At 67.2% G+C, this 2,314-nt stretch carries 2 protein-coding genes and 1 pseudogene; 1 reads left to right on the top strand and 2 read right to left on the bottom strand.

The genetic code is table 11. The annotated features are described in order from the left end of the window. Positions 1-132: pseudogene (locus tag EOD15_RS37120) on the bottom strand (gfo/Idh/MocA family oxidoreductase); the annotation flags it as partial. A gap of 197 nt (positions 133-329) precedes the next feature. Between EOD15_RS37120 and EOD15_RS32950 the strand changes: the two are divergent. Next, positions 330-1,355: a LacI family DNA-binding transcriptional regulator gene (locus tag EOD15_RS32950; protein ID WP_127409226.1), complete on the top strand. Its 1,026-nt coding sequence runs from the start codon at positions 330-332 to the stop codon at positions 1,353-1,355. Positions 1,356-1,496: 141 nt separating this feature from the next. Here EOD15_RS32950 and EOD15_RS32955 read toward each other — a convergent pair. Next, positions 1,497-2,314 (bottom strand): trimethylamine methyltransferase family protein (locus EOD15_RS32955; protein ID WP_185929145.1); only part of this gene is annotated, 818 nt, incomplete at its 5' end.

Genomic DNA, 2,314 nt, shown 5'->3' on the forward strand with positions numbered 1-2,314 from the left:
CTGCGCCCTCGCCCGCGCCCTGTCGGCGTCGAGATCGACAAGGCCGACAATGGCGAGCCCGTCGATCTGCCTGATGGCATCGAGCCAGGCCTTGCTCATCGCTCCGCAGCCGACCAGGACGACATCGATCATCCAGCGCTCCTCCTCCGCTCGGTCCCTCCAGACCGATCGTCACGGCATCCACGGCAGGACCGTAAACGTTTTTCCGTAAACGTTTACGAGAACACACCCGAAGGCGTAGAATGTCAATTGGCCCTTGGCGAAAATCGTCCTGTCGCCTTGGCCTCAGCGGCTACCGGTGCTAGCCAAGCAAGGGGGAGAACAGTCTCTTGGCATCCAGCATTCACGATCTTGCCCGTCACCTGAACATTTCGATCGGCACGGTGTCGCGGGCGCTGAACGGCCGCGCCGACGTCAACGCCGACACGCGCCAGCGCGTGCTCGAGGCGGCCAGGACGCTGAACTATTCGCCGAACCAGTCCGGCCGCAGTCTCAGGCAAGGCGCCACCCGTTCGATCGCCTTCATGCTGCAGCCGCATCCCGGTGACCAGCAATATGGCGAGCCGTTCTTCATTCCGTTTCTGATCGGGCTGCAGGCCAGGCTCGCCGAAAGCGGGCTCGACCTGACCGTGGTCATGGGGGCGCCGGGCGACTACCAGCAGGAGCGCCTGCGCCGCGTCGTCGAGACGCGCCGCGCCGATGCGGTGCTGCTGGCCTGGACGCGGCGCGAGGACGAGCGCATCGACTATCTCACGCAAGCCGGCTTTCCCTTCGCCACGCTCGGCCGCAGTCGCTCCGGAGCCAAGTCCTATCCTTCCCTCGACCTCGATTTCGAGAAGGCCGGCGCCGACGCCGTCGACCGCCTTGTGGCGCGCGGTCACCGCCGTATCGCCGCTATCCGTCCGTCGCTCGACCTCAACTTCGGCTACCTCTTCCTGGCCGGATACCGCAAGGCCTTACAGCGGCACGGCATCGAGGTCGACCCGGAGCTGATTGCGTCCGGCTTCATCAACGAGGCCGGCGGCTACGAGGTGACGCCCCAGGTCATGCGGTCCAAGGATCCACCGACCGCCATCATCTTCAACAATGATGCAATGGCGCTGGGCGGCTGCAAGGCGCTGGCCGAGATGGGCATCAGGCCGGGTCAAGACATGGCGGTGACCGTCATCGTCGACACGCCGCTCTGCCGCTATTTTTCCCCGGCGTTGACCGCCTTCCGCCCGGCGCTGGAGCCAATGGGACAACGACTCGCCGAAATGCTGCTGGCGTCGCTTCCCGCCTTCGCCGGCCCGGAGGGTCCACGGATCATCCGCGAGGTCTGGCCGCTGGAGCTGGTCGCACGCGACAGCGATTGATGGTGGCAGCAGGGCCGCCGATGTCGTCCTCCCCTCAAACAGCACACCGGTGCCGCAGTGAACCGGCCGCAACCTTGAATGCGCGGGAGGCGCTGCAGGTTCCGGATCGCGCCACAACCAGGGCGATCAGCGAAGCCGGCCTTAAGACACCGGCGCCGCTCCGCCCTCTGCCGTGCGCCGCGCGATAAACTCATCCAGCACGCCTGATGTGGCGGCAGCCGTTGCCGGCGGCGCGAAATCGGAAAGCACCCGCCTCCAGACGCCGGTGGCGCGCTCGCTCGCTGTCTTCGAGCCGCTCTGCGTCCAGTTGCCGAAATTCGACCAGTCGGCCACCAGCGGTTCGTAGAAGGCGGTGCGGTAGCGCGCCATGGTGTGGCCGGCCGAGAAGAAGTGGCCGCCCGGCTGCACCTCGGCGATCGCCTCGAAGCCGATCGTATCGGTATCGCCGGGCGTCGCGGCGCAAAGTTCAGCCACCGTCTGCAGCGCCTCGATGTCGGTGATCAGTTTCTCGAAGGAGACACTGAGGCCGCCCTCCAGCCAGCCGGCGGCATGGATGCACATCGTCGCCCCGGCCAGCACCGAGCCCCACAGCGCGAACTGCGTCTCGTGCGCGGCCTGCGCGTCTGAGATGTTGGCGGCACTGCCGCCGCCCGATCGCCACGGCAGTCCGGTGAAGCGCGCCAGCTGACCGGCGCCCAGCGTCGCCTTGACGTGCTCGGGCGTACCGAAGGCCGGCGCGCCGGATTTCATGTCGACATTGGAGGAGAACGAGCCGTAGACGACCGGTGCGCCGGGCCGCACGATCTGCGCCAGCGTCAGCCCGGCGAGCGCCTCGGCATGCTGCAGCGTCAGCGCGCCGGCGACCGTGATCGGCGCCATCGCGCCAGCCAGGCAGAACGGCGTGATGACGGAGATTTGGCCCGCGCGGGCGAAATCGATGATGCCTTGCGCCATCGGGA

Origin of the sequence: Mesorhizobium sp. M7A.T.Ca.US.000.02.2.1 (genome assembly GCF_003996995.1) — a bacterium.
Taxonomy (GTDB): Bacteria; Pseudomonadota; Alphaproteobacteria; order Rhizobiales; family Rhizobiaceae; genus Mesorhizobium.